Here is a 5,493-nt window from a genome sequence, read left to right on the forward strand (position 1 = left end):
CCGAATTCACTTTCAAACCAGCAACTGGCCAGCAGGTCGTGATCAGGAACGTCGTGTGTTCGTGAAACTGTCCAACTTCCGGAATCTCGTCGTCGCAGTGGTAATGCTGCTGCCCGGCACCGCCTGGTCGCAAAGCTGCAGCTTTGGTGTGTCGGACCAGAGTTTCGGTTTCATCGACACACTTTCCGGCGCGCAAACGAATTCAACCGGGACCATGAGCGTCACCTGCAGCGGCACGCCGTTGGCCCGCATCCTGATATGTCCAAATCTGGGCGCGGGCAGCGGCGGTGCGACGGCGGCCGCGCGCCAAATGCTCAGCGGATCGAACATCCTCAATTATCAGCTCTATTCCGATTCGGCTCGCAGCGTCGTTTGGGGCACCTACTCCTGGGCATTCCCGGACCGTGCCCCGGCACTTGCCCTGACGCTGAACGCATTGGGAACCGGCACCGGGACCGCAACCATATACGGCGCCGTTCTTGGCAGCCAACCGACAGCGCCCCCTGGAAGCTATCTCTCCGCTTTCTCCGGCAGCAATGTTGAATTCCGATACCGATACACCACGTCCAGTTCCTGCGGCACCGGAACGGGCACGATCTCGCGGCCAAGTTTCAACGTGACCGCCACCGTTGCGGCAAACTGTCTGGTCGCCACTCACAACGTCGATTTCGGTGCTGTCGGAATTCTCGACGCAGATATCGACTCGAGCGGCCAGGTATCGGTCACCTGCACGCCGGCTGCCACTTATACCGTCTCCTTGAGCGGTGGCACTACGGCATCGCCGCCAACAGTGCGCAAGATGTCGAAAGGCGCCGAAACCGTCACCTATGGCCTTTACAAGGACGCTGCGCGAACCCAGCCCTGGGGAGACGCAGCGACACCGGGAAGCACTTTGGCGGGGACCGGCAGCGGTGCGGTACAGAACCTGACCGTCTATGGCCGCGTGCCGCCGCAGACGACGCCCTCGGCCGGCGTCTATACGGATACAGTCGTGGTCACGGTCACCTATTAAGATGTGGCCGGCTCGACGGAGTTGCGACATGCGCGCCTCCACGGCTAGGCGAACTGAAAGTAGGAGAGCTTCGTAATAGAAAGCCCGTCGCAGCTAATGAGCGTAAGCGACGGGCTGACTTGGAAGCGGCTACACCCACCCATAGGGATCGACCGCTCCCTAACAACTAATAGCCAACGAATTGGTTCCGCAATTTTCTTCGTCTGCTTTCCGTTTTGTGCGATAGTAAGGGAGCCGCGTCCGAGGGCGGCGGCAATGTCATTCTCGGTTTACAGTGGTGTCTATTGGCCCGCTGATCTGGACAAACTCCAGCGGGTGTTTGATCGGCTATGCCTTGAACGTCGCTTAGCCAAGAAAGACCGCGAACAGCGAGAATCCTTAGCCACGGAAATCTTCCAGGTTTTTGACGACGGCACGAGGGACGAAGAGGACCTTTTGCGGACGCTTTCCAAGCGGCGCCGGCGCTTTTAAAAGGCGCCGGGGAACGACAGGCTTTCCGCTTTTTCTGGCTCAATACTGACTTCGCCAATTGGTTGGGCCGCCACAGCGCTTGGGGGCTTTTCGTTGGTTGGTGGTGGCATGGGCCCCGGACAGGAGATCTGCGAAAGCGTTGTGATCCGGTCAGATTTCAACCTGACCCACGAGCGCCAATCTGCCTCGCTTGCATAAAAGCTGCGTCGCCTGCCATATTTGCTCGCGGAAATCCCGATGCTGGTGCCGATCGACACCATATGTCCGCAGACCTCGAACGGCTCCTCCATTGCCGCCACCAGACGACCTGCCAGGACCGCAGCATCTGACGCGCGATGAATATCAAGTCTGCACAATGACGAACTCGTCGCCGCCGAGACCAGCGACCGCGTCGTGCTCGCGAACCGACGCGCGCAATCGGTCAGCGACCTGTCTTAGAAGCGCATTTCCCATCTGGTGCCCAAACATATCTTGACGGGTTGGGAACGATCGAGGTCCAGGCAAAGGACGGCTATCGTGCCGCTGCGCTTCGTCTTGGCGATGACGTGCCAACAATGCGCGATTGGGAAGATCCGTCAGATGGTCGTGGTGAGCCACATGCGCAATCAACTCCTGATTGCGCCGCTGCTCGGTAACGTCCAGATGGTTGCGAACCCGCCCCCCACGAGCGGAACTCCACGGACAGCTCGCATCTGCCGCCTCATCGCTTATTACTTTTTGCCTAAAGTATACTTGCTCACCGCAGGTTCGCTAAGAAAGTATCGGCTAAAATTGCAGAACATCCAGGGATCGTTGCCAGAACCAATGCGGTTCCGTCAGACCTTTGCGCTGATAGTATAAGACTTTGGTCCTGCCTCTGATCAATAAAATTGGGGCGCAATTCCAAGATAGCCGTGACCATTGACGGCTGACGGCTATGTCTCTGTTTAACCCGAATGTTCGGGTTGTGCCAAAATGGCTCACCCTGGATCAAAGCACCGGCTCCAACCATCGGTGGGCTGATGGCGTTCGGCCACGCACCTCCCATGTGCCTACGCATGTCTGTTGCCATCTGTCGAGAGGCGGGCTGTGAGCAGAGAATAGGCTGAAGTTGAAGATGGCCGGCGCCCTCGATGGGAGTTGCCCGTTCAGCTCGATAGCGTGCAATTGCGCCAGCGGCCGGCGATCGAGCGCAAGGCGGTCCTGTGGGACTGGATCAAACCGGCGCAACGCATCATTCAGTACAGTCAGGTGTCGAAGGCGGCGGTGCAGAGTTCTTCGAGGCGGCCGAGAAAATCGGCCTCAGGGTCATGGTGTCGAAGCGACGGGAAAGCTCCTACCGCAGCGGCGCCAAGGACAGCTGAAAATCAAATGCTGGCACACCTGCGAGCTTGATTTGATTGGCGTCAAGCGACAGGCCGGCAAGTGACCGAGGGCTGTTTGCACAGGACGGAGTATGTTGGCAAGGCTGTGATCGCCGCGACCGACGCAATCAAGGACCGGCTATGGAAACATGTGCAGAAGGCCAAGGCGGGGCTGCCGGTTGGCATTCCCGCGGCGGAGGTCACCCAGGAGGTGGAATGGGTCAAGCCCGGCATCACCGCACACCTGAAGATCCAGCGCGGCGAGCATAAGCTTCGCTCATTCGACGGTGCAGGATTTTGGGGAAGGAACTTAGCCCTAGAAGACGCGTCGATGAGCACGCGCGGAGACAACTTTCTCGACGAATGGACAGCAGGACATCGTCCAAACGCCATCACCGACGACCCTGTGGTCATCAGCGATCTTGCAGACGAGGCGATGAAGGCGACCCGCAGCGATACAGGGAAATGAAAAGCCGGCGCTCGTCTTGGGGGAAGGCGTCGCCGGCAAGTGGCAGGCCGTTGGGCGGGGGTGGACGGTAGCCTGCCATCCATCATTGCCGGCAGTATGATCTTAAGTGATCAGATTAGCTAGCGGTAATTTAGCGCAAATCCAACTGGTTTCAGATTTTGCGCCCCGAGCGCGCCGTCCGGCCATGGGGCCCGACGCCCTTTTTGACAGAGGGTATGCCAACACGGCGCCGGGCCTGACCGACGAACTGTCTGCGACGAACTAGCCCGCCGGTCATGCGCTGGTCGGTCGCGCCTACAGCCGGGCAAACTTGTCTAGATGCAGGCGTATCCGCTGGCCTTCAGCGAAGGCGAGAGCGACCGATTCCAGTTCGAATGATTGGGTCCGTTCCTGATCTTCCTCGACCACACGGACGAACCATTCGCCGCAGGCTTCAATCACTTCGATGCAAGGACGACCTTTGCCGTTGAGTATCTCGCTATCCATCGCATTGCCTCCCCGCAACATGAGGACATTGCGAATTTATATGAATGGTGAATCGGCCATGCAAGGCTGGGTACGAATCGTACAAAGGGAGGCCAGCGTCAAAGCCAGTCTGATCTTCGCCTGGCCAGATCCGGAACATTCCTGATAGTTTCCTTGACGGCAGGGGCCCCAACGCTCCTGCAAGTCCCTTGATCCTGGGGCGGCCCGTCGCTGCCGTGAATGGGGCGGCGGGCGTTGTTGGACCACATTCTTGTCGCCATCGAGCGGTTCTCCTCCAGCGCTGCTACTTCAAAGCTGGCGATCGTTTTCGGTGGGGCAGGGTTGCCTTGGCCAAGGGAGGGAAGCCAAAAGGCGCGCGCTTGCCGCAACCGACATGCTCGCAGACCCGCTCGAAGGCCTACGCACGCGGGCCGAGGACGAATATCGCCAGCAGCACGATAAAAAGCACGGTGGCGATCACGACACCCCACTTGAGGACTTTTCTGGTGCCGCGCTGTTCATCGTCGCGAGATAAATTCTCCGCCATCGCAGAATTCCTACCGGTGAACTTCGATTAATCGAAACGTGGAGCGTCTAGGCCGGTTCCCCTGCCGCGTGCAAATGCCGTCGCCGTGCTCTTGGTGTTCCAAGCAAAACCAAGGCGATGGCTGTTTTGGTCTGGCAAAGCGTACGCTTCACGCCGCGTCGCACTCGCAGACGTGATTTTCGATCCGCGCTGACGCACGCGGGACCGCTGTTCCTTCGGCAAGTCACCTCGGTTCATCGCTCATGGCGACAAGATTCCACAGCACGACCCGATCGACGCCTGCTGCTCACTTGGAGACGGCCATGGCCCTGTCCGGTGTATCTATGCACGTGTTCGGCTGTGCCGGGCCTGTTCAGCCGAGACGTCACGGCTCGCGCCGATGTCCGTCCCTTGTCGTTGTTCGGGGCCGCGTCGCGGCGCAGCGATTGTTCCCGGACAAATCAGCAATCCGAAAGTTGGCGGTGATGTGAATAGGTGAAGGAGGGTCGTGCCATCGCCGGTTGGTTTAAGGCTGACTTCCGCTTTCAGGTATTCCGCAGATGAAGATAGCCCAGATCGCACCTCTGATCGAGTCGGTACCGCCGAGGCTTTATGGAGGGACTGAGCGTATCGTTTCCTGACGGAAGAGCTGGTTCGACAGGGCCACGAAGTGAGGTTGTTCGCCAGCGGCGATTCAAGCACCTCGGCCGAACTGGTCGCGTGTTGCAATGTTGCACTACGGCTGAACCCTAGCGCCCAGAACCGTGTTCCGTATGACGTCATGATGCTTGAAAAGGTTCGCAGACGGGCGAATGAATTCGATGTTTCACGTCGATGTTCTCCACTTTCCAATGATCCGTGAGTTAATTCCGACGCGCCTTTTTCCGGAGCAGAGGCGGTGAGGGTACCCTCGTCGCCTTTCGCTACCGTTCGAACCAAGGACCGGGAATTCCGTTATCGGCAGGCGTTATCGCGGCCATCGGTTCCCTTAGCGAGCCGGCGATGTGCAACAATGCGAGTGGAGTTTTCGCGGCCGTGTAACGACGTGCTGTGCGACGGCCACTCCGTCAATCCCGGACCACAGAGCACCAGCAGTTTTTTGGGAACACCAGCGCCGACTGGCCGTTTGGTGGGTATCTGACTTGGACAGAGAGGAGCTCAAGAAATGCCAACTCCGAGTGGCCATACCGACGCCATCCGCGCCTCG

Annotated in this window: 7 protein-coding genes and 1 pseudogene; 4 read left to right on the top strand and 4 right to left on the bottom strand. The window is 58.9% G+C overall.

The genetic code is table 11. The annotated features are described in order from the left end of the window. Positions 1–103: 103 nt before the first annotated feature. Positions 104–1,012: a Csu type fimbrial protein gene (locus tag NKH57_RS33340; RefSeq protein WP_352950583.1), complete on the top strand. Its 909-nt coding sequence runs from the start codon at positions 104–106 to the stop codon at positions 1,010–1,012. 467 nt (positions 1,013–1,479) lie between these two features. On the opposite strand, the gene NKH57_RS33345 is transcribed toward NKH57_RS33340, so the two are convergent. Then, on the bottom strand, positions 1,480–1,773 hold the full coding sequence (locus NKH57_RS33345; protein WP_352950578.1) for a hypothetical protein: 294 nt from the start codon (positions 1,771–1,773) through the stop codon (positions 1,480–1,482). A 52-nt stretch (positions 1,774–1,825) separates the two neighbouring features. Further along, positions 1,826–2,080 carry a diguanylate cyclase domain-containing protein gene (locus tag NKH57_RS33350; RefSeq protein WP_352950580.1) on the bottom strand — a complete coding sequence of 85 codons (255 nt, stop codon included), beginning with the start codon at positions 2,078–2,080 and terminating at the stop codon, positions 1,826–1,828. Between the two features lie 587 nt (positions 2,081–2,667). Here NKH57_RS33350 and NKH57_RS33355 point away from each other — a divergent pair. Continuing rightward, complete coding sequence (locus tag NKH57_RS33355) at positions 2,668–2,826, top strand: hypothetical protein (protein WP_352838052.1); 159 nt, start codon at positions 2,668–2,670, stop codon at positions 2,824–2,826. A gap of 106 nt (positions 2,827–2,932) precedes the next feature. Further along, on the top strand, positions 2,933–3,295 hold the full coding sequence (locus NKH57_RS33360; protein ID WP_352838050.1) for a hypothetical protein: 363 nt from the start codon (positions 2,933–2,935) through the stop codon (positions 3,293–3,295). A gap of 294 nt (positions 3,296–3,589) precedes the next feature. On the opposite strand, the gene NKH57_RS33365 is transcribed toward NKH57_RS33360, so the two are convergent. Continuing rightward, complete coding sequence (locus NKH57_RS33365; protein WP_352487421.1) at positions 3,590–3,781, bottom strand: hypothetical protein; 192 nt, start codon at positions 3,779–3,781, stop codon at positions 3,590–3,592. A gap of 397 nt (positions 3,782–4,178) precedes the next feature. Next, positions 4,179–4,307 (bottom strand): hypothetical protein, encoded by a 129-nt coding sequence (locus NKH57_RS33370; RefSeq protein ID WP_352487372.1) that lies wholly within the window; start codon positions 4,305–4,307, stop codon positions 4,179–4,181. Between the two features lie 539 nt (positions 4,308–4,846). On the opposite strand from NKH57_RS33370, the pseudogene NKH57_RS33375 reads away from it, so the two are divergent. Continuing rightward, a pseudogene (locus NKH57_RS33375) lies at positions 4,847–5,149 on the top strand (glycosyltransferase); the annotation flags it as partial. Positions 5,150–5,493 lie beyond the last annotated feature (344 nt).

The organism is Mesorhizobium sp. M1050 (genome assembly GCF_040318715.1).
Classification (GTDB): domain Bacteria; phylum Pseudomonadota; class Alphaproteobacteria; order Rhizobiales; family Rhizobiaceae; genus Mesorhizobium.

Excerpts from the sequence above, each read along its gene's own strand:
- NKH57_RS33340 (WP_352950583.1), top strand. The coding sequence starts at position 104 with ATGCTGCTGCCCGGCACCGCCTGGTCGCAAAGCTGCAGCTTTGGTGTG.
- NKH57_RS33345 (WP_352950578.1), bottom strand. The coding sequence starts at position 1,773 with ATGGAGGAGCCGTTCGAGGTCTGCGGACATATGGTGTCGATCGGCACC.
- NKH57_RS33365 (WP_352487421.1), bottom strand. The coding sequence starts at position 3,781 with ATGGATAGCGAGATACTCAACGGCAAAGGTCGTCCTTGCATCGAAGTG.
- NKH57_RS33370 (WP_352487372.1), bottom strand. The coding sequence starts at position 4,307 with ATGGCGGAGAATTTATCTCGCGACGATGAACAGCGCGGCACCAGAAAA.